18 protein-coding genes are annotated in these 20041 nt (G+C 60.2%); 6 read left to right on the top strand and 12 right to left on the bottom strand.

Annotated elements, in window-relative coordinates; all coding sequences use genetic code 11:
• Positions 1-119 precede the first annotated feature (119 nt).
• The gene (gene yegS / locus DU29_RS0104855) at positions 120-1037 is read left to right on the top strand and encodes a lipid kinase YegS (RefSeq protein WP_028620699.1); all 918 of its coding nucleotides are present in this window, start codon (positions 120-122) and stop codon (positions 1035-1037) included.
• Here the strand turns inward: yegS and DU29_RS0104860 are convergent.
• From DU29_RS0104860 to DU29_RS0104870, 3 genes are all read right to left on the bottom strand, one after another.
• Positions 1021-1680 carry a response regulator gene (locus DU29_RS0104860; RefSeq protein WP_028620700.1) on the bottom strand — a complete coding sequence of 220 codons (660 nt, stop codon included), beginning with the start codon at positions 1678-1680 and terminating at the stop codon, positions 1021-1023. The two genes, yegS and DU29_RS0104860, sit on opposite strands and share 17 nt — an antisense overlap.
• Positions 1677-2570, bottom strand: a complete 894-nt coding sequence (locus DU29_RS0104865; protein ID WP_028620701.1) for a sensor histidine kinase — start codon at positions 2568-2570, stop codon at positions 1677-1679. Before DU29_RS0104865 ends, DU29_RS0104860 begins: the two co-directional genes overlap by 4 nt.
• Before the next feature lie 331 nt (positions 2571-2901).
• Positions 2902-3372: a hypothetical protein gene (locus tag DU29_RS0104870; RefSeq protein ID WP_028620702.1), complete on the bottom strand. Its 471-nt coding sequence runs from the start codon at positions 3370-3372 to the stop codon at positions 2902-2904.
• Positions 3373-3816: 444 nt separating this feature from the next.
• Between DU29_RS0104870 and DU29_RS0104875 the strand changes: the two genes are divergently transcribed.
• Positions 3817-4752 carry a chemotaxis protein CheV gene (locus DU29_RS0104875; protein WP_028620703.1) on the top strand — a complete coding sequence of 312 codons (936 nt, stop codon included), beginning with the start codon at positions 3817-3819 and terminating at the stop codon, positions 4750-4752.
• A 90-nt stretch (positions 4753-4842) separates the two neighbouring features.
• Positions 4843-5646 carry an MOSC domain-containing protein gene (locus tag DU29_RS0104880; RefSeq protein ID WP_028620704.1) on the top strand — a complete coding sequence of 268 codons (804 nt, stop codon included), beginning with the start codon at positions 4843-4845 and terminating at the stop codon, positions 5644-5646.
• 68 nt (positions 5647-5714) lie between these two features.
• Here the strand turns inward: DU29_RS0104880 and ppnP are convergent, their stop codons facing one another.
• The 8 genes from ppnP to DU29_RS0104920 all read right to left on the bottom strand — a co-directional run bounded on the left by ppnP (position 5715) and on the right by DU29_RS0104920 (position 15182).
• Entirely contained in the window at positions 5715-5999 is a 285-nt protein-coding gene (ppnP, locus tag DU29_RS0104885) for a pyrimidine/purine nucleoside phosphorylase (protein ID WP_028620705.1), read from the bottom strand.
• Between the two features lie 69 nt (positions 6000-6068).
• Complete coding sequence (locus DU29_RS0104890) at positions 6069-6611, bottom strand: exonuclease domain-containing protein (RefSeq protein WP_028620706.1); 543 nt, start codon at positions 6609-6611, stop codon at positions 6069-6071.
• Between the two features lie 71 nt (positions 6612-6682).
• Positions 6683-8644, bottom strand: a complete 1962-nt coding sequence (locus tag DU29_RS0104895) for an acetyl/propionyl/methylcrotonyl-CoA carboxylase subunit alpha (RefSeq protein ID WP_028620707.1) — start codon at positions 8642-8644, stop codon at positions 6683-6685.
• 137 nt (positions 8645-8781) lie between these two features.
• Positions 8782-9579, bottom strand: a complete 798-nt coding sequence (locus tag DU29_RS0104900; RefSeq protein WP_028620708.1) for an enoyl-CoA hydratase/isomerase family protein — start codon at positions 9577-9579, stop codon at positions 8782-8784.
• A complete protein-coding gene (gene atuD, locus DU29_RS0104905) occupies positions 9576-10733 on the bottom strand; it encodes a citronellyl-CoA dehydrogenase (protein ID WP_028620709.1) in 1158 nt (385 codons plus the stop codon). Before atuD ends, DU29_RS0104900 begins: the two co-directional genes overlap by 4 nt.
• Positions 10734-10862: 129 nt before the next feature.
• Positions 10863-12479, bottom strand: a complete 1617-nt coding sequence (gene atuC, locus DU29_RS0104910) for a geranyl-CoA carboxylase subunit beta (RefSeq protein ID WP_028620710.1) — start codon at positions 12477-12479, stop codon at positions 10863-10865.
• A gap of 3 nt (positions 12480-12482) precedes the next feature.
• Positions 12483-13367: an SDR family oxidoreductase gene (locus DU29_RS0104915; protein ID WP_028620711.1), complete on the bottom strand. Its 885-nt coding sequence runs from the start codon at positions 13365-13367 to the stop codon at positions 12483-12485.
• 12 nt (positions 13368-13379) lie between these two features.
• Entirely contained in the window at positions 13380-15182 is a 1803-nt protein-coding gene (locus tag DU29_RS0104920) for an acyclic terpene utilization AtuA family protein (RefSeq protein WP_028620712.1), read from the bottom strand.
• A gap of 178 nt (positions 15183-15360) precedes the next feature.
• On the opposite strand from DU29_RS0104920, the gene DU29_RS0104925 reads away from it, so the two are divergent.
• From DU29_RS0104925 to DU29_RS0104935, 3 genes are all read left to right on the top strand, one after another.
• A complete protein-coding gene (locus DU29_RS0104925; RefSeq protein WP_028620713.1) occupies positions 15361-15987 on the top strand; it encodes a TetR/AcrR family transcriptional regulator in 627 nt (208 codons plus the stop codon).
• Positions 15988-16074: 87 nt separating this feature from the next.
• Positions 16075-16884 carry a substrate-binding periplasmic protein gene (locus DU29_RS0104930; RefSeq protein WP_028620714.1) on the top strand — a complete coding sequence of 270 codons (810 nt, stop codon included), beginning with the start codon at positions 16075-16077 and terminating at the stop codon, positions 16882-16884.
• A gap of 91 nt (positions 16885-16975) precedes the next feature.
• Complete coding sequence (locus tag DU29_RS0104935) at positions 16976-17989, top strand: GNAT family N-acetyltransferase (RefSeq protein ID WP_028620715.1); 1014 nt, start codon at positions 16976-16978, stop codon at positions 17987-17989.
• A gap of 1331 nt (positions 17990-19320) precedes the next feature.
• Here the strand turns inward: DU29_RS0104935 and DU29_RS0104940 are convergent.
• Positions 19321-19869, bottom strand: a complete 549-nt coding sequence (locus DU29_RS0104940; RefSeq protein WP_028620716.1) for an RNA polymerase factor sigma-70 — start codon at positions 19867-19869, stop codon at positions 19321-19323.
• Positions 19870-20041: the final 172 nt, after the last annotated feature.

Raw genomic sequence — 20041 nt, forward strand, 5'->3', positions numbered from 1 at the left:
AAAATACCGCCGTGTAGGACGCGAAGTGCCGAAAGTAGAAATAATTCGACTCTCGGAGACTTTTATAGGCTCACTCGAGGTCCACATGCCTCACACGGGATTCATCAGGGGTGATCAAAATGAGCGAACGCAAGGCGCTGTTGATTCTGCACGGCAAGCAAGCGCTCAACGAAGAGGTCCGCGCGGCCGTCGAGGGCAAACGCGCCCAGGGTTGGGAGCTGTCGGTGCGGGTGACCTGGGAGGGTGGCGACGCTCAACGGTTGGTGGATGAAGCGCTGACGGCGGGTTATACGCGGATTATTGCCGGCGGCGGTGATGGCACCTTGCGGGACATTGCCGAGGCCATGGCTGCGCATACGGCTGAAGCCAGTCTGGTACTGATGCCCTTGGGCACAGCCAACGATTTCGCGCGAGCTGCAGGCGTACCGTTGGCGCCTGATGAGGCCCTTGAGCTGTTGGATGTAGAGCCCCAGGCGATTGACCTGGGCGAAGTTGGTGGGCAAGTGTTCCTGAACATGGCCACCGGGGGGTTCGGCAGCCAGGTGACGGCAAACACCTCGGAGGATTTGAAAAAAGTGCTCGGCGGCGCTGCGTACCTGTTTACCGGGCTTTCGCGGTTCAGCGAGTTGCACGCCGCCTACGGCGAACTGCAAGGACCTGACTTCCAGTGGAGCGGCGAATTGCTTGCGCTGGGCATCGGCAATGGCCGACAGGCTGGCGGGGGGCATGTGTTGTGCCCGGACGCGCTGGCGGATGATGGCCTGCTGGATATCAGCATTCTGCCAGCACCGCAGGAACTGGTTGGTACCTTGCGGGACTTGCTTACTGACGGCTTCGGCATTGACAACATGTTCGTGCGGGCGCGCCTGCCGTGGGTTGAGCTGAAGGTCGCTGAAGGTCTCTATATCAATCTCGACGGTGAACCGCTGGAAGGCGAGAGCATGCGTTTTTCGGCGCGCCCGGCCGCGCTGCGCGTGCATTTGCCGAAGGACTCGCCACTGCTGAGCGCTACCCCGGTGATCAGTCGTCCAGACTGATGATTTGCTCGCGTACTGCGAACAGCACCAGACCCGCCACGTCATAAATCTGCAAGCGCTTCATGATCTGTGATCGGTGGGTTTCGACTGTTTTGATGCTCAAGCCCAGACCATTGGCAATTTCCCGGGTGGATTTGCCGCGCACGATCAGCCGCAGGATTTCCAGCTGCCGCGCCGTCAGGTTGTGCCCATTTGCCGGTTCCTGTTGATTCGCGGGACTGCGGCTCAGCGCTTGGTTGATAACGGTATGAGCGATGGCGGGGCTCAAATAGCGCTCGTTATTGCGCAACGCCTCGAGCGCATGTTCGAGTTCGGTAGCCGTGGTGTCTTTGAGCAGATAGCCGTGGGCGCCGGATTCCAGCGCCTGCATGATGAGGGCTGGATCGGTGTGCATCGACAGGATCAGCACTTTGCTCTGCGGGCGGACTCGTCTGAGCCGCTGCAATGCTTCGAGGCCGCCGGTCTCCTTCATGGAGATGTCGAGCAACACAATATCCGGAGACAGGCGCTCAACCATTTCCAGTAGCTGCGAACCGTCATTGGCTTCGCCCACTACCGCGTAGCCGGGAATATCCAGTACCAGGGCACGAACGCCGGCCCTGATCAGCGAGTGGTCATCCACCAGAAGCAAGTTACAAATCAACGCATGACCTTATCTGTATTGGCCCGTTCGAGCGCGCGTGGCGCCCAAGGAAAGAGCGCTTCAATTTGAGTACCTGTGCCCGGTTCGCTGCTGACGGTCAGCGTGCCGCCCAATTGGTCGACCCGTTCCGACATGCCGGCCATGCCACGTTGGCCTTCGCGTCCCGGGTCGGTGGCCGGGGCAAAGCCGACGCCGTCGTCACTGATCAACAGTGTCAGGCCTTGGGGCTGACGTTGCAGACGAACCAAAAGATTTCTGGCTTGGGCATGGCGCAGAATGTTGGTGACGGCCTCCTGGGTGATCCGAAATGCCGCCACTGCCATTTCCTCGGGGATGCCGGTCAGGCGCGAGTGGCATTCCAGGCTCCAGTGCACGGAGGTATTGGCCATGGTCTTGAGCAGATGAGCCCGCAGACTGGCTTCCAGGCCAAGGCTGGCCAGCTGCCGCGGATTCAGGATCGCTGACACGTCACGGACTTTGGCCAGGGTTTCTTCCAGCGTTTCGCTGAGCAAGGCGCATTGTTCCTGCAGCTCCTCGGGCATCCGGCGTTTGAGCCAGTCGTTCTGAAGTTTCGCTGCAGTCAATAGCTGGCCAATGTCGTCGTGCAATTCCCGGCTGAGCCGATGGCGCTCGTTTTCCTGGACCTTCAACAACCTGTCGGCCAGCTCCTGGGGTTCAAAATTTATCGATTGGCGAGAGAGGTGATGTTGCAGCCAGACACAGCCGAGGGCTGCGATATTGATGGCCAGCAGGGCCGGAGGTAGAGGCACGGACAAACTACAGAAAAATGCGCTGCCAAGTACCGAGCATGTGCACAGAAAAAGTGTGAGCCGCCTTGCGTTGTCTCGGGAAGGTGACCACATGGTGATTGATTTGAGGCTGGCGTACATAGCGGATGGAGCCAATGGATGTTCGCTGCGGGCAGACCCGACATGCGCGATGACGGGTCTATGTCTGGGTCACTGTGCTGATAATTGACGCCAACTAATGGTCGGCATGTTAGCACCTAGGTTTCCATTGGTCGCGTATGGCATAACCCCGAAATACACTTTGGAATTAACGTGGCTCACAGATAGTTGCACAATGACACTAGTTGCAGTCAGCAGGCTTTCATACGTCAAGTGTCGTCGTTGACAGTTATGAATGGCGTGAGCGATGCAGTTTAAAACGTGCAATTGCAACACTCGCAGTGGGCCCGGAAGCGCGCTGTTTTCGGGTTGGCTAGGCCTGTCGTTCCATGAAGGAAATGCGCGTGAACGGTTTTGTATTGGCGGGAAGCTGGGACGGGCTGTGGCCGACATGGAAAGCGAGCGCCTCGATCAAAGCGGTCTGCTCGCTGTCATCAAGGGAGAGTTGGCCAGTCCGCTGATCAATCAGCTCCAGTTGCCAGGCCATCAGGGTGAAGCAGTCTTTCAGCGCGAGCAGTGCTTGATCATGCAGCTCGGTCTGTTGGTGGGCATGGTTCAACAAACCGTGGATGTGCAGCGAAAAGTCCGATACGGCAGCCAGGGCGAGGGCATCGGCCTTGCTCGCCAGTTTGAGCAGCGTGCTCAAAATGCAGTCGATGGCATCCTTGTCATTGCTGATCAGTTGCAGATGGCTCAAGCATTCTTCCGATCTGGCGAGAAGGCTTTCTGCTTCAACGAGAAATTGCGGTAGGCGTCGGGTCCACTCTGTACGATCGTTCGTCATGCTGATCTCCATAACGCCATTTCAAATGGGGGGATGTCATCGATCGAGGTGCCCGAGTGGCGGTACTTTTGTGCAATCGCGGTTCGCCCGCCTTTAATGCGGGGGGGATGATCCAAGGGGGCGGTTGGCCGCTGACCTGCTAACGCACACAAAAGCCTGACTCCGTTCATGCAATGAGAATGGCGTCACATTAATGGCTATTGGATATTGCGAATATCAGGTTGGGCCTGATGCTTACTAGGGGAATCCCTTACATAAGGGAACCACAGGCGAAAATCGAGGTCGCGCCCGGGAATTTGCAGCGGGGAATACTGGGGCTCAGTAAAGCATGATGCTAATGTGACATCAATGCCGGCGGTGGGCATTATCGATAGATCAAGGTCCTGCAACTACAGCCGATAACCCTCTTTAGTGAATTCATCAGAACAAGCCCAGGAGTCATTGATGGCCGGCATTCTCGACACGGTAGACCAACGCACACAACTGGTGGGTGAGAATCGCCTGGAAATCCTCATGTTTCGCCTGGCCGGGCGACAACTTTTTGCGATCAACGTGTTCAAGGTTCAGGAAGTCTTGCAACTGCCCAAGCTGACGCTGATGCCCCAGCGGCATCCGTTCGTCTGCGGGGTAGTCAACCTGCGGGGCCAGACGTTGCCGGTAATCGATTTGTCTCAGGCGATCGGCATGCGCCCACTGGTGCCGAGCCCGACCAGTACGATCATCGTCACCGAGTACAACCGCTCCGTGCAGGCATTCCTTGTCGGTGGTGTCGACCGCATCGTCAACATGAACTGGGAAGCCATCCTGCCGCCGCCCACCAGCGCCGGTCGCCAGCATTACCTGACCGCCATCAGCAAGGTCGACGATCAACTGGTGGAAATCATCGACGTCGAAAAAGTCCTTGCTGAAATCGTCCCCTACAACGCGAAAGTGTCCCGTGAAAAACTCGACGATCCGATCCTTGAACGCGCCCGTGGCCGCGAGGTGTTACTCGTCGACGACTCCAAAGTGGCGCTCTCGCAATTGCGCGACACCCTTGGCCAGTTGGGCGTGAAAATGCACGTGGCCAGTGACGGTTTGAAAGCGTTGAACATGCTCAAAGCCTGGGCCGATACCGGGGTCAACATGACCGACAAACTGTTGATGGTGTTCACCGACGCAGAAATGCCGGAAATGGACGGTTATCGCCTGACCACCGAAATTCGTAACGATCCACGTCTGCGCGGGCTGTATGTGGTGTTGCACACCTCACTGTCCGGCAGCTTCAACGACTCGATGGTGAAGAAAGTCGGCTGCGATAATTTCCTCTCGAAATTTCAGCCGGACAAACTCGTCGATGTGGTGCGTCAGCGCCTGATGCTCGATGAAGTGCCTGCCTGACATCACAGATAGCGGCTGACGTGATGTCAGTCTTTGATTCAACGATCAGGCTCGTATAGGGTTGCGGTTTTACTCACCAGGAAGCTGGCCATGCGTCTGAGCGCGCTTTATCGTTATCCCTTGAAATCCTGCAAGGCCGAGCCCCTGCAACAGATCAGCCTGGACAAACTGGGGCTGGATGGGGATCGACGCTGGATGCTGGTGGACGAGGCCAGTGGCCGTTTTCTGAGTCAGCGTGTGGTGGGCCAGATGAGTCAATTGTCGGCGGTGTGGAATACAGAGGGTGGCCTCACGCTCAGTGCGCCGGGTCGCTCGGCGATTGATGTCGCGCTTCCGACTTCTGATGCCGAACTGCGCGGGGTGACGATTTTTCGTGACAGCCTGCGCGTACCGGATGCCGGTGATGCCGCCGGCGCCTGGGTCAGCGAGTTCATCGGCAAGCCGACCCGTCTGGTACAGATCCCCCTCGAGCGTGCGCGCATGACTCAGGCCGGTTATGGCAACGACGATGACCAGGTGGCATTTGCCGATGGCTTCCCGCTGTTGCTGATCGGCCAGGGTTCGCTGGAAGATTTGTCGCAGAAAGTCGGGCGCCCGCTGGAAATGCTGCGATTTCGACCGAATCTGGTAATTGAGGGCATCGAGCCATTTGCCGAAGATGGCTGGAAGCGCATCCGTATCGGCGATGTCGAGTTTCGCGTGGTCAAGCCGTGTTCACGTTGCATTCTGACCACCGTGGACCCGCAAACCGGGGAGCGCAGTGCTGATCGGGAGCCGCTGTTGACCTTGCAGAAGTACCGTGCGCAGGAAGACGGCGCGATGTTTGGCCAGAATCTGGTCAACGATGGCGTTGGCCGACTCGAAGTGGGCATGCCGGTGACGATCCTGGAATAAGCCAGCCCGAATGAAAAATGCCCGTGTCGCTGGACACGGGCATTTTTTTTGCGCGATGAAACCTGGGCTCAGCCGCGGTATTCGCACAGGTAAGCGGTGTCGACGGCCACTTTCAGCTGGAATTTGCTGTTGGCGGGCACGTTGAACTGGCTGCCGGCCTCGAAGGTTTCCCAGTCAGTGCTGTCAGGCAGTTTGACGATGAGTGCGCCGGTGACCACGTGCATGATTTCACGCTGGCTGGTGCCGAATTCGTATTCGCCCGGAGCCATGACGCCGATGGTCGCCGGACCTTCAGCGGTGCCAAAGGCGATCGACTTGACGGTGCCGTCGAAGTACTCGTTGACTTTAAACATGGGCGGTTCCTCGAAAAGGGCTGGAAAGGGCCGGCCAGTATGCACAAGGCCCCTGGCGCCGTCACCTGTCTAAAGCGGCAGTACCAGCGGCAACAGACGTGCCGTATTGCGCGCATCTTCCAGCGCCCGGTGTTGCTGCCCGTTGAACTGCATGCCCGCCAGTTGCAATGCACTGTTGAGGCCAAGCGGGCGCTCCAGACGCCGCGCCTTGGCAAAGCGCTGTTTGAGGTTCATATGCGGCACACCGCTCAAGACGCTGACAAGTTGCAGTCGCTGCCACTCCTGCAGCAGTTGCTGGCGATCGTAATCGCCCCAACTGGCCCAGCCTTCAAGGCGTGAGTGATGCTGACCGAGCCAGCGTTCGAAGGCCGTCCAGACTTGCGTCAGCGGTTCGGCGGTGTCGATATTGGCTTGGGCGATGCGGGTCAACTCCCGACAAAACGTGGTGAGCAAGGGGCGGCGCAAGGGCCGCACGAAACGCTGGAAATGATCCAGTTCGCGGCCTTGGCGGTCCACGAGCGTGGCACCGATCTCGATGATCTCCATTTCCGTAACAGGCCAGCCACCCTCATCGGTGGTGGCTTCCAGATCAATGACCAGCCAGTGAGGCATTGCAGGTTTCCTGATATCCGCGTCCTGATAGGCCTTGAGCGTAGCCAAACGCAGCGAATCCGCCTAGCGGCTTATTCGACCTCCAACAAAATCTGACGATTTTTGACCTGATCGCCGACCTGCACCTGCAAGCGCTTGAGCACGCCGTCGATCCCGGACTTCAGCGGATGCTCCATCTTCATGGCCTCAAGCACCACCAACAGTTGGCCTTTGCTGACCGGTGAACCTTCAGCGACCAGTACATCAACGATGGCCCCGTCCATGGGCGCCTTGAGGGTACCGGAAGTAACGCGCGTGCCGCCGGCGATCAAAGTCTGTGTCCGATCCAGCAGGTGCAGACCGCCCGGGCGCGTCCATAACCAGAGCTGCCCGGCCTCCATTCGATAGGCGTAATGCTGGCGGATCCCGTTGATTTCCAGCGTGGCCCAGCGACCGTCGCACGCCAAGACGTTCAGCTCAAAGACCTGCGCGCTTACTTCGATTTGATACGGTTCACCGCGCATAGCTTGCAGTTGCACCGGCCATTCCTGTTCCTCCAGACCGATGCGATAGTTCAGCGGCACGCTGGCGTTGTTCCTCCACCCCGCCAGCGCGACGGGGTGCGCGAGTGTTGCCGCTTGATAAAAAAAGGCCGCCGCGATCGCCAGTTCCTTGGCGTCGGGTACGTGCGGTTGTAGGCAAGGATGGTCGCTGAACCACGCTGGAATGAATCCGGTACTGAACTGGCCCTCGATGAATTGCGGATGATCGAGCAGGCCGGCCAGCAAGCGCTGATTGCTCTGCACACCGAGCAGCACGCTGTCCTGCACCGCCCGCAGCAACTTGCGTCGGGCCTCTTCGCGGGTTGCTCCGTGCGCGATGATCTTGCCCAGCATGGAGTCGTAAAAAGGGCTGACAGCCTGGCCTTCGCTCAGTCCATGGTCGATCCGCACACCCTCTTGCAGTGCGGGTTGCCACGCAGCAATCCGGCCAGTTTGCGGGAGGAAGTTCCGAGCGGGATCCTCGGCATACAGACGCACTTCCATGGCGTGGCCGGTGAGTTGCACCTGCTCCTGACTCAGCGGCAGTGGCAAGCCTTCGGCAACCCGCAGTTGCCAGGCCACCAGATCGAGACCGGTGATCAGCTCCGTCACCGGGTGTTCCACCTGCAGCCGGGTGTTCATTTCCAGAAAGTAGAATTGCCCGCGCGCATCCAGCAGAAATTCCACCGTCCCTGCGCCGACATAATTTACGGCACGCCCGGCTTTGAGCGCCGCCTCACCCATGGCCTGGCGCAAGTCGGCGGTCATGATCGGGCAGGGCGCTTCTTCAATGACTTTCTGGTGCCGGCGCTGAATCGAGCAGTCGCGCTCGCCGAGGTAGATCAGATGGCCGTGATGATCGCCGAACAGCTGCACTTCCACGTGGCGCGGATCGATCAAGGCTTGTTCGAGAATCAACTCATCGTTGCCAAAACCGTGCAGCGCTTCGGAGCGCGCGGTCCGCAGCTGTTCGAGCAGGTCCTCGGCATGCTGCACCAGACGCATGCCGCGTCCGCCGCCGCCGGCGCTGGCCTTGATCATCAGCGGATAGCCGATGCGCTCGGCTTCGCGGCTGAGCGTTGCATCGTCCTGCTCGGCGCCTTGATACCCCTTGATGCACGGCACGCCGGCCTCAAGCATGGCCAGTTTCGACAGGCGTTTGCTGCCCATCAGTTCGATCGCCTCTGGGCTCGGGCCGATGAAAGTGATGTCGGCGCATTGGCAGGCGAGGGCGAATTCGGCGTTTTCCGAGAGGAAACCGTAGCCGGGATGGATCGCGTCAGCGCCGGTACGTCGGGCGGCGTCGAGGATGGCCGGAATGTTCAGGTAGGAATGCTGCACGGCAGCCGGACCGATATTCACGGCTTCGTCGGCGATCTGCACGTGCAAGGATTCGGCGTCGGCGTCGCTGAAGACGGCGACGGTGCGGTAGCCCAGGGCTTGCGCGGTGCGCTGGATGCGGCAGGCGATTTCACCGCGGTTGGCGATCAGGATTTTTTTCAGGGTCGGCATGCCTTTATTCCCTTGGTTGTTGCAGTGACAGTGGAGGCCGCATCGCTGGCAAGCCAGCTCCTACAGGTTTTACTGCGTCTGAAAAATTGTGATCGGGCTGCAAAAATTGTGTAGGAGCTGGCTTGCCAGCGATGCTTTCAAGGCGCCCACCCCGGCTTACGCTTTTGCATGAACGCCATTGTCCCCTCGATCCCTTCCGCGCCCGTCACCGCTTCGCTGAATCCTGTCGCGGCCTCATCCAGCAAGGCGTCGGACGGCTGCCTCGCACTCGCCAGCAAGAATTTTTTGGTTCGCGCATTCGCCTCGGGCGCGCAGCACAACACGTGCGCCAATACTTCATCGAGGCGTTCTGCCAAGGCTTGCGGGTCATGCTCGACGAAGTGCACCAGGCCGATCTGCCGCGCGTAAATGCCATCGAAACGCGCCGCCGTCAGCGCCAGACGTCGCGCCTGAGTCAGACCAATGCGCTGCACCACGAACGGCGCGATCTGTGCGGGAAGCAAACCGAGGCTGGTCTCCGGCAGGCCGAATTGCGCCTGGTGATCGGCGAGGGCCACATCACTGACGCACGCCAGACCGAGACCGCCGCCCAGCACGGCGCCTTGCAATACGGTGATGACCACCTGCGGCGCATGCTGGACTTCTTGTAACAGCGCGCCGAATGCGCGATTCAAGTCGCGGTACGCCGAAGCGCCTTGAGCGCGGGCCTCGGCCATGTCCCTGATATCACCGCCAGCGCAAAAATGCCCACCTGCGCCACCAATGACCAGGGCCCGTACACTGCGATCGTCGCGCACCGTCACCAGTACCGACCTCAACTCGGCAACCATCTGCAGGCTCATGGCGTTGCGGCTGTCCGGCCGGTTCAGGGTGATGTGCAGCACGCCGTTGTGCAGTTCGAGTAATAACGTCTGGCAAACCGGCAGGGCGCTCACTTCTTTTTCCCCGGCAAAGTGCCCATGAGTTTGCAAATGATGCCCAGCATGATTTCGTCCGCGCCGCCGCCAATCGACACCAGCCGCACGTCGCGATAGGCCCGGGCCACCGGGTTGTCCCACATGAAGCCCATACCGCCCCAATATTGCAGGCAACTGTCGCTGACTTCGCGGCCCAGGCGTCCGGCCTTGAGTTTGGCCATCGACGCCAGCCGCGTGACATCCTGACCTTTGATGTATTGCTCGGTGGCCTGATACACCAGCGCGCGCAGGCATTCGATTTCGGTTTGCAGCTCGGCGAGACGGAAGTGGATGACCTGATTGTCGATCAGCGCGTTGCCGAAGGTCTTGCGCTCCTTGCAGTATTCGATGGTGCTGTCGATGCAGTATTCCAGGCCCTTGATCATGTTCGCCGCGCCGAACAGTCGCTCTTCCTGAAACTGCAGCATCTGCATCATGAACCCGGCGCCTTCATGGCCGATGCGATTTCGCTGCGGCACGCGCACGTCGTCGAAAAACACCTGGGCGGTTTCCGAACTGCGCATGCCGAGCTTGTCCAGGTGCGAGCTGAGGCTGATCCCCGGTGTGGTCATCGGCACCATGATCAGTGACTTGTTGATGTGCGGTTTGTCGTCAGACGTATTGGCCAGCAGGCAGATGAAGTCGGCGCTCGGCGAGTTGGTGATCCACATTTTGCTGCCGTTGATCACGTAATCATCGCCATCCTTGCGCGCGGTGGTTTTCAGCCCGGCGACATCGGAGCCGGCACCGACTTCGGAAACGCCAATGCAACCGACCTGTTCGCCGCTGATCGCCGGGCGCAGGAACTCTTCACGCAATTCATCGGAGCCGAAGCGGGCCAGGGCCGGGGTGCACATGTCGGTTTGCACGCCGATGGACATCGGAATGCCGCCGCAGCGAATGGTGCCGAACTCTTCGGCGGCCACGATCGAGTAGCTGTAATCGAGCCCCATGCCGCCGAATTTTTCCGGCTTGGAAATGCCCAGCAGGCCGAGTTCGCCGGCCTTGCGGAAAATCTCGTAAATGGGAAAACGCCCGGCTTTTTCCCACTCATCGACGTGCGGGTTGATCTCGTGGTCGACGAACTGGCGGACCGTGCGGCGCAGTGCTTCGTGTTCCTGGGTGAAGATCATTTTTATTGTTCTCCTTTGATCCATGCTCGTTCCCACGCTCTGCGTGGTAACGCCTCTATGGACGCTCTGCGTCCGCTTTTGGAACGCGGAGCGTCCCGGGCTGCATTCCCACGCAGAGCGTGGGAACGATCAAAATCTCGCTACGCCAAAAGTGTTGGGGTGCAGCCGCCGCACCTCGGCTTCGTGACAGATGTCCAGCAGGTAGCCGAGCAAGGTCCGGGTATCGCGCGGGTCGATCAAACCGTCATCCCACAGATTGGCGCTGCCGTACAGCGCGGTGGATTGGCTGTCGAGTTTCTGCGCGGTGACCTGTTCCAGCATGTCGAGCATTTTCGGGTCCGGCACCAGACCCTCCTTGAGCTGTTTGGCCTCGGTGACAATGCGCAGCACTTTGCCGGCCTGAGCGCCGCCCATCACCGCGGTGCGACTGTTCGGCCAGGCGAAGATGAAGCGCGGGTCCAGGCCTCGGCCACACATCGCGTAATTGCCCGCGCCATACGAGCCGCCGACCACGATGGTCAATTTAGGCACCCGCGCATTGGCGACGGCCTGAATCATTTTGGCGCCGTGCTTGATGACGCCTTGCTGCTCTGACTCGGTGCCGACCATGAACCCGGTGGTGTTATGAAAAAACAGCAGCGGCGTCTGACTCTGGTCGCACAGCTGAATGAATTGCGCGGCCTTGCTGGCACCCTTCGGGGTGATCGGACCGTTGTTGCCGATGAAGCCGCAGGCGCGTCCTTGAATGTGCAGATGGCCGCAAATCGTTTGCTGGTCGAACTCGCTTTTGAATTCCAGAAACCTTGAGCCATCGGCAATCCGCGCGATGATTTCCCGCACGTCGTAAGGTTTTTTCGGATCGTCCGGGATCAGCCCCAACAATTCATCGATCGGGTAGAGCGGTTCGTCCACCGCAAGCTCGGCCAGCCACGGCAGTTGCTCGTTCCAGCCCAGCAGGCTGACGATCTCGCGCGCTTGCCGCACGCCGTCGGCATCGTTTTCGGCCAGGTACTCTGCGGTACCGGCGACTTGCGCGTGCATTTCGGCGCCGCCCAATTCTTCATCGGTGGCGATTTCACCGGTCGCCGCTTTCAACAACGGCGGCCCGGCGAGAAACAACTTGGCCTTGCCCCGCACCACCACCACGTAATCGGACAAGCCCGGCTGATAGGCGCCGCCTGCAGTCGCCGAGCCGTGCACTACGGTAATCTGCGGCAAGCCCATGGCCGACATCCGCGCCTGATTGGCAAAGCTGCGCGCGCCTTCGACGAAAATATCTGCCGCGTAATTAAGGTTGGCGCCGCCGCTTTCCGCGAGGGTGATCACCGGCAGTTTGTTCTCGGTGGCGATCTGTTGCAGGCGCAGGGATTTTTTCAGGCCGCTGGGGGAAATGGTCCCGCCCTTGATTGCGCTGTTGTTCGCCACCACCAGCACGCGCACCCCGGACACATAACCAATCCCGGCAATCAACCCGCCGCCGGCTGAACTGCCGTCCTTGTCGTCATGCAATTTATAGCCGGCCAGGCTCGCCAGCTCGAGGAACGGGGCGCCGGGGTCGAGCAGCAGATTGAGGCGTTCGCGGGGTAGCAATTGTCCGCGTTTTTCGAATTTGCCTTTGGCTTCCGCCGCCTTGTTCAGCACGCTCTGCTCGAGTTGACGGACCTGTTCGATGCCGACCAGCATCGCGGCACGGTTGCTGGCGAATTGTTCGCTGTGCGGGTCGATGTGCGACTGGATCACCGGCATGGCTTATTCCTTGTCCTTGGGGACGTCCGGCTGCAGCACTTGCGGCAAGTACGCGCGATGAAAACCGTTATAGGATTCGCTGTTCTGCGCCTTGTGCAACGGCCACGCCCGACCGCCGAGGCTGGCGGCGCCATCGATGCGCAGGGTGCTGCCGCTGACGAAAGCGGCAGCCGGGCTGAGCAGAAACACGATCGCCGCGCTGACTTCCGATTCGGTGCCGATGCGTTTGAGTGGCACGTGCTCGCGCAAGGTCGGAATTACCGCTTTGAAGGCGCCTTCGTAGGTGTCCATGCCGCTCGACGCGATCCAGCCCGGCGCCACCGCGTTGACTCGCACCCCGGCATAACCCCATTCGAGCGCGGCGGTCTTGGTCAGGTTGTCCATGCCCGAGCGCGCCGCCCCCGAGTGACCCATGCCGGGCATGCCGCCCCACATGTCGGCGAGCATGTTGACGATGGCGCCGCCGTGCTTGCTCATGGATTGATTGAACACCTCGCGGGCCATCAGGAAACCGCCGACCAGGTTGGTGCGCATTACGGTTTCAAAACCCTTCTGATTGATCGAGGCCAGTGGCGCCGGATATTGCCCGCCGGCATTGTTGACCAGACCATGAATCGGGCCGTGCTTGCCGATCAAATCGCTGATCAGCTGGCGGACCGCTTCTTCGTCACGAATGTCGCAGGTCGCCCAGTCAGCCTGGCCGCCGTCTTCGGCAATCTCCGCCGCGACGGTTTGCAGCTTGTCGGCCTTGCGCCCGATCAGCAGCACCCGCGCGCCGAGCGCCGCCAGTTCGTGTGCCGTGCAACGGCCGATGCCGCTGCCACCGCCGGTGACGATAATGGTCTGACCGGCAAACAGATCGGTTTTGAAAATCGAATCGTAGGCCACGGCGGCAGTCCCCTAGTTGACCTGGTCGGCGATGCTCTGCGGCACCGGAATCTGGATCTCCAGCAATTGCTGGGCGAACGCTTTGCCCTGTGGATCAATGCGCAAACTGGCCACGCCACCGCCGCCCAAGGCGTTTTCCAAAAGAAAGTTGAGGCTGTGGGTGGCGGGCAGGTACCAGCGATTTACGCGACCGTGGATCGGGTCGAGCACGTGGCGCATCCAGTCGACGATCACTTCCGGGGTCAGCGCTTCGGCGATCCACGGCAGGAATTCCGGTTCGCGGGCCATGACCCCGATGTTGCTGTGATTGCCTTTGTCGCCAGAGCGCGCGACCGCCAATTTGACCAAGGCCACACTGGCGTCGGCCCGGCCATCCGGTTTTGGCGGCTCCACTGGAACCGGCAAGTCCGCCGTATCGAGCCGCTCGATGGCGGGCAGCGTGCAAGGATGGCGCTGGTTCCCGAAATCGATTTGCAGGTCGCAGGCTGTTTTGTCGATCAGAAACGAAAACAGGCGGATCAGCGGATACACGGTCGGCCGTCCGCCGACGATGCCGGTCAAGCCCGGCGCCATGCCAGTGGCGGCCTGGGCGATTTCCCGGGAGAACAGGATCAGCGCCTGTTTGTGCGGATGGCGCACGGCGAGCTTGATCACCACTTCGCGGCTGTCCTGACGCTGGCCATGCGGGCCGTAAGTGGCCTCGCTGCCGAGCAGTTCGATATTCACTTCGCTGTACGGTACCCAGCCACGCTGACTGAACATTTCCGAGGTCTTGCTGATGATGGCTGCACTGACCCGACGCGCCTTGTCGACCGCATTGATACCAGCGATCAAACAACTGGCGGTGCAACGAAATCCATCAAGATACGTCGCGCTGACCTTGTATTGATCGGGCGGCGGCAGGCCTTTGGCACCGTGCACCTGCACCGCATTGCGGCCCTGTTGAACAAGTTTCACCTGGGTGAAATCACAGACAACGTCTGGCAGTAGATACGCCTGTGGATTGCCGATTTCGTAAAGCATTTGCTCGCCGACGGTCAGCGGTGTGATCAGCCCGCCGGAGCTTTCGGGTTTGCTGACGATGAACTGGCTGTCGGCGCTGACCTCGACGATCGGAAAACCGATGTGCTCGTAGTCCGGCACCTCGCGCCAATCGGTGAAGTTGCCGCCGGTGCACTGCGCGCCGCATTCGATGATGTGCCCGGCCAGTGCGGCCTGCGCGAGTTTGTCGTAATCCTGCCAGGACCAGGCGAATTCATGCACCAACGCGGCGCTGACCACCGCGCTGTCGACCACGCGGCCGGTGATGACGATGTCCGCGCCCAGGCGCAGTGCTTCGACAATTCCCGGCGCGCCGAGGTAGGCGTTGGTCGACACGCACATCGGCGGCAGCGCAGCGCCGCTGAACATTTCCTTGATACTGCTGGCGCTGAGCTGTTTGAACTGTGGCTGCAAGTCGTCGCCGAGCAGCACGGCGATCTTCAGGTTCACGCCCGCTTTGTCGCAAGCCGATTGCAGCGCGGCGGCGCAGGCCTGCGGATTGACCCCGCCGGCGTTGCTGATGACGCGGATTTTTTGTTCGGCAAGCTGAGGCAGGAGGGGGCCGAGCACTTCGATGAAGTCACTGGCGTAACCCGCCTGTGGATCTTTCATTCGTGCGCCGGCCATGATCGACATCGTGATTTCGGCCAGGTAATCGAACACCAGGTAGTCCAGGCGTCCGCCTTTAACCAGTTGCGCCGCAGCGGTCGAGGTGTCGCCCCAGAACGCGCTGGCGCAACCGATGCGGATTGTTTTGGGCGCAGTCAACGGCATAGTCACCTCCGACGGAATGGTTCCGAGACTACCAAGCAAGCGCTTGGTTTGTAAACGGGCGCTACGATCTTCCTGCCGAGCGCTTGCTTGGTTGCCTGCGCCAGCTTAAATTGCCGGCGCTACGGCGCTGTTTTCGCGGCGCTCGGCGTATTGATTGATCGACTGTAGGAGAGAACGGGTGGACGAGCAAAAAGCCCTGCGGGTGATGCGTGAGCTGGTCGATAACGGCGAGTTGACCGACCCGGACAGCGCCCGTGGCAAATTGCTGCAAGTGGCCGCTCACCTGTTTCGTAACAAAGGCTTCGAGCGCACCACCGTGCGCGACCTGGCCGGTGCAGTGGGCATACAGTCGGGCAGCATCTTTCATCACTTCAAAAGCAAGGACGAAATCCTGCGCGCGGTGATGGAAGAAACCATCCGCTACAACACCGCACTCATGCGTGCCGCCCTGGCCGACGCCGCCAATGTGCGCGAGCGGGTGCTGGCGCTGATTCGCTGTGAATTGCAGTCGATCATGGGCGGCAGTGGTGAAGCCATGGCGGTGCTGGTGTATGAATGGCGTTCGCTGTCCGAGGACGGTCAGGCGAAAGTACTGGCGCTGCGTGATGTATATGAAGAACTCTGGCTGCAGGTGCTGGGTGAGGCCAGACAGGCCGGAATGATTCGGGGCGACGTGTTCATCACCCGACGTTTCCTCACGGGCGCGCTGTCGTGGACCACCACCTGGTTCCGCCCCGAGGGCAGCATGAACCTCGATCAATTGGCCGATGAGGCATTGATTCTGGTTTTGGAAGAAAAACAGTAGTATCGGCGACAGGGAAGGAAACTGGCTAAGTGGCCGAAACCGCCTAGCTTCAACGCAATGCTGCGTCATTTTCGGGGAGTGGGTGTTTTGAAGTCTTCGCCAATCAGGACGGCCTTGGGGCTTTTGCTCGCAGCGCTCGCGATGCTGTGGGGTTTGCCCGTCCAGGCTGCACAACTGGTGCGAGTTGGCGCCGCACATTTCCCACCGTATACGGTGCGCCCTGAGTCCGGTGCCGACACGGGCCTGCTGCCGCAGTTGGTCGAAGCCCTGAATACCGCGCAAAGCGACTATCAGTTCGTGCTGGTGCCCACTTCGATTCCGCGGCGATTTGGTGATTTCAAGCAGGGTCGGGTAGACATGGCGATTTTCGAGAATCCGCAATGGGGCTGGACCGAGATCCCGCACACCACGGTCGACATGGGGCTCGAAGACGCGGAAATATTCGTCGCACAGCGCTCGCCCGATGGTCACGCGGCGCGCCAACAAACGTACTTCGCCGATCTCGCCGGCAAACGTCTGGCGCTGTTTAGCGGCTATCACTACGAGTTCGCCAATTTCAATGCCGACCCCAAAGTGCTTGCGCAAGACTACAACGCCACGCTGACGTATTCCCACGACAGCAACTTGCTGATGGTGCTGCGCGGGCGCGCCGACATTGCGTTGGTGACGCGTTCCTACCTGAGCGATTACCTGCTGCGTAACGAGAAGGTCGCCAGTCAATTACTGGTGTCTGAGCGCATCGACCAGATCTATCACCACTACGCGATCCTGCGCCCGGCGGCGCCGATCAGTGGCGCTGCTTTCGAAAAAATCCTGCGAGGGTTGCGCGACAACGGTCAGATGCTGAAGATTTTTGATCCCTATAAAATCGCAGTGGTGCCGGTCCAGGGCAACTGAGCCCGGGGCTGGTATTTTCCGCCGTCGGTTAAATTTCCCGCACTGGCTCACGTCACTTTGTTAAACCGTCGACGAATCGTGAGCCCCACCCATGCCCAATCCAAATGACCTGACGGCCTTGGCCTTGCCGACTGGCAAAAGCCTCACGGCTGATGAAACTGCAAGCCGCCTGATGTTGAGCCTGGAAGGGCAGCCCTTGATCTCGCTGTGCCTGAGCCGCCAGCCCGGCTTGCAGGTATCTGTCGGAGAGCGCTTTGCTCAGCCCGACACTCAGGCAATCTGGGCGAGCTGTTATTGGTTGTTCGCCCGCGACCCTGCCTGTCAGCGGCTTGTCTGGCGGCTCGACGAAGCGCCGGCGCACGCGTTGCTCAGCGGGTTGCTAATCCCCACCGAAACCGCTGGCGAGTATGGCTGCGAGCGCACGTTGTTCTGGCAATTGCCGCAGCCTTGGCTGGGTCAGACGATGGCCGGGGTGTACCCGCAGCAAATGGTCATCAGTGGCGGCAAGCGTCATCCGTTGCGCCCGGTCAAACCGCGCGGTGAGGTTTATCGGCGTTTCGATGCGCGGCTGGGGGCGTGGATTTCCCTGCGGACGGTGGAGATAGAGCTCGACCTGCAACGTTTCAACAGGTGGCAGAACAGTGCGCGCGTCGCCAGTTTCTGGGAGGAGGAGGGCAGCCTCGAGCAGCATCGCGAATACTTGAGCAAGCTTGAAGCGGACCCGCACACCTTGACGCTGATTGGCTGTTTCGATGATCAGCCGTTTGCCTATTTTGAAGCCTATTGGGCCAAGGAAGACCGCATCTCGCCGTTCTACGACGCAGGCGATTACGACCGCGGCATTCACATGCTGGTCGGTGAAGAAAATCACCGCGGGCCGCACAAGGTCGCGAGCTGGTTATCGGCGCTGGTGCATTACCTGTTTCTCGACGATCCACGCACTCAGCGGGTGGTCGCCGAGCCGCGCGCTGACAACGCGAAGATGATCGGCTATATGCAGAATCAGCGCTTCCACTGCGAAAAGGAATTCGACTTCCCGCATAAGCGCGCGGCGTTGATGGTGTTGGGGCGGGAGCGGTTTTTTGATCGGTGTGTGTTGGGCTGAGGGGCAGGGCTCGGAATCTTTGTTGGTTTTGAGTCAGTCTTCGCGAGCAAGCTTGGCTCCCACATTCGAGTGCGTTTTCTAAGAGAATTCGGTCAACTGTGGGAGCTGGCCTGCCAGCGATGGCGGACTTTGATTTGCCTGGATCTCAAGGCTGTACGCGGTTAACTGTGGGAGCTGGCCTGCCAGCGATGGCGGGCTTTGGTTTGCCTGGATCTCGAGGCCGTACGCGGTCAACTGTGGGAGCTGGCCTGCCAGCGATGGCGGACTTTGATTTGCCTGGATCTCAAGGCTGTACACGGTCAACTGTGGGAGCTGGCTTGCCAGCGATGGCGGACTTCTGATTTTGCTGGATTCTTGAGGGTGTAACCGGTCCCCTGTAGGAGCTGGCTTGCCAGCGATGGCTATGTTTTAGGCGCTGAGGATATTGCTGGTGTACATATCCGTTATTGCGGTCAGGGCTGCTATCGGTTTCGCCCTTACGGCGAGTCACTTGGAGAAGCACCAAGTAACCAAGTGCTCTTGCCCCTGACGTCCGGTGGCTCGCTTCGGCTCGCCATGCCTTCGCTCCGGTCCTGCTCCGTGGGCCCGGCGCGGTCGGCCATCCTTGGCCGTGCGCGCCTAACCCGGCATCCATGCCGGGTTGCCCACTGCGCAGAACCTGCGCTCAGCCTCCCGAGGGGGCGGCTAACCGCTACAGCCGCCGAGGCGGCCTACCGGCCGACCTGGCTGCGCAGGTTACGTTGCTCGTCGCCCGTCGCCCGCAGCTCATTCCCACGCTCCGCGTGGGAATGCATCCCGTGACGCTCTGCGTCACGACTTTGCAAGGCTGCAGTCTTGCGTCGACTTCGGAACGCAGAGCGTCCCTGGCGGCATTCCCACGCGGAGCGTGGGAACGATCAGCTTCGGGGCAGGAGCCTGGGGTTTTGCTTTGCTTTGCTTCAGATCTTGATCTTGATCCACCTGGCCCTTTCCCAGAGGCTGAACGCAGGCGTTGCGCAGGGGGCACCGCGGCAAGGATGCCGCGGTAGTCGCCCCCGGCCATGGATGGCCGATGGCGACGGGCCCCCGGAGCAATGCCGGAGTGAGGGCATGCCGAGCCTAGGCGAGGCACCGAATGGCGGGGCGAAAGCGTTTGGTTACTTGGGGCCGGGCCGCGTAGGCATTTCCAAGTGACTCGCCGTAAGGGCGAAACCCATATCAGCCGTCACCAAAAAAATCGGATATGTACACCAGCCAGATCCAAGTCGCCGGCAAGATGTGGGAGCGGCTTGCCCGCAAATGACGGCGACGCGGTTTAGCGGCTAGCGAACGGCAGCGACGCGGTTCAGCGGCTAACGCCGCGCAAACGTATCCGCGCGACTGCCCGAGACTTTGCGGCAGTGAACCAGTGCATCACGAATCATGAAGTTCACCAGGGTCGGCGATACGCCGAGTTCCTTGGCGATGTCCTTTTGCGGCACGCCGTGCAGCCGGTACATCTCGAAGGCGTAGCGCGTGCGGCTGGGCAGCTCGGTCAGCGCGTCGGCGATGTTTTCCAGCGTCGAGAAATTGATGTGCGAGGTTTCCGGCGAAGCGCCTGGTATCACCACGTTCAACCCTTCCTCTTCAGGCCCCGAATACTTCTGCTCCAGCGCCTGCTTGCGATAGTGATCGATCGCCAGATTTCGCACGATCTGGAACAGATAACTCAGCTGAGCCTTGAACGACGACGTGATCTGCGGCGCCGAGTGCAGGCGGAAGAACGCGTCTTGAACCACATCTTCGGCGCGTGACCGGCAGCCGGTAATACGCGCTGCAATCTTGACCAGAATCAGTCGGTTATCGACGAATGCCTGAAGTAGCGGTGAATCGCACCTGCTTGTGGATACTTGTTCCGTCATGGAAATCACCTTGCTGCAAATGGGGTCGTGGGACGTCAAGCGCAAAGGAGCCGTCCTACACATCGAGCGACAAATTATGTTGAATGATAATGATTGTCAATTGAGAAAGAGAATTAATGCGCCGTAAAGGCGCAAGCTGAGAACTGCGACACATGGCCACACCTTGGCCATG

It is taken from the genome of Pseudomonas sp. Ant30-3 (genome assembly GCF_000690905.1).
Lineage (GTDB): Bacteria > Pseudomonadota > Gammaproteobacteria > Pseudomonadales > Pseudomonadaceae > Aquipseudomonas.

Coding starts and splice junctions, on each gene's coding strand:
- DU29_RS0104895 (WP_028620707.1), bottom strand. CDS start 8,644: ATGCCGACCCTGAAAAAAATCCTGATCGCCAACCGCGGTGAAATCGCC.
- DU29_RS0104920 (WP_028620712.1), bottom strand. CDS start 15,182: ATGCCGTTGACTGCGCCCAAAACAATCCGCATCGGTTGCGCCAGCGCG.
- atuD (WP_028620709.1), bottom strand. CDS start 10,733: ATGATCTTCACCCAGGAACACGAAGCACTGCGCCGCACGGTCCGCCAG.
- DU29_RS0104880 (WP_028620704.1), top strand. CDS start 4,843: ATGCGTCTGAGCGCGCTTTATCGTTATCCCTTGAAATCCTGCAAGGCC.
- ppnP (WP_028620705.1), bottom strand. CDS start 5,999: ATGTTTAAAGTCAACGAGTACTTCGACGGCACCGTCAAGTCGATCGCC.
- DU29_RS0104865 (WP_028620701.1), bottom strand. CDS start 2,570: ATGTACGCCAGCCTCAAATCAATCACCATGTGGTCACCTTCCCGAGAC.
- DU29_RS0104875 (WP_028620703.1), top strand. CDS start 3,817: ATGGCCGGCATTCTCGACACGGTAGACCAACGCACACAACTGGTGGGT.
- DU29_RS0104890 (WP_028620706.1), bottom strand. CDS start 6,611: ATGCCTCACTGGCTGGTCATTGATCTGGAAGCCACCACCGATGAGGGT.
- atuC (WP_028620710.1), bottom strand. CDS start 12,479: ATGCCGGTGATCCAGTCGCACATCGACCCGCACAGCGAACAATTCGCC.
- DU29_RS0104940 (WP_028620716.1), bottom strand. CDS start 19,869: ATGACGGAACAAGTATCCACAAGCAGGTGCGATTCACCGCTACTTCAG.
- DU29_RS0104935 (WP_028620715.1), top strand. CDS start 16,976: ATGCCCAATCCAAATGACCTGACGGCCTTGGCCTTGCCGACTGGCAAA.
- yegS (WP_028620699.1), top strand. CDS start 120: ATGAGCGAACGCAAGGCGCTGTTGATTCTGCACGGCAAGCAAGCGCTC.
- DU29_RS0104870 (WP_028620702.1), bottom strand. CDS start 3,372: ATGACGAACGATCGTACAGAGTGGACCCGACGCCTACCGCAATTTCTC.